Consider the following 564-nt stretch of genomic DNA (forward strand, 5'->3'; position numbering starts at 1 on the left):
GCCTGGGCGAGGCCCGGGCCGTGTCCGTGCAGGACGCCGACAGTGCGGCCCGGACCACCTCGGCGAGGGTGGTCTTCGCCGACGGCACCCCCGCCGCCGGCTCTGCCGCCCAGACCGACGCACTCGGGCGGACCCTGACCTCAACCAGCGGCGAAGTCACCGCCACCCCCTCTTACGGGCCTGGCGGCATCGCGCACAGCACCGTGCTGAACCCGGCCGCACCGGAGACCTATCCGGGGCAGGAGTTCACCGCAGCCCTGACCCGCGACCTCGCCGGACGCCAGACGGCTAAAACCCTCACCCAGGGCGATCCCGGCCAGGGCGACACCCGCACCGGTGTGCGCAGCACCTACGATGCGGCAGGGCGCCTGGCGTCCCAGACCGACCAGCTCGGCAACACCACCGCCTACACCTACACCGCCCACGGGCAGATTGCCGAAGCAGCCGTCAAGACCAAGGACGGAAGCGACACCGTCTCCACGACCGCGTATACCTACGACGGGGACACCGGGCTGCTGCTCTCCTCCGCGGTCACCGACGCCAGCGGGGCCACCACCGTCCGGC

General features: G+C 72.3%; 1 protein-coding gene. It reads left to right on the top strand.

What is annotated here, in order from left to right; all coding sequences use genetic code 11:
• On the top strand, window positions 1–564 hold a 564-nt coding region (locus tag IF89_RS39540; protein ID WP_043194938.1), incomplete at both ends, for an RHS repeat protein.

It is taken from the genome of Streptomyces sp. NRRL F-2664 (assembly GCF_000719345.1).
Classification (GTDB): Bacteria; Actinomycetota; Actinomycetes; order Streptomycetales; family Streptomycetaceae; genus Streptomyces.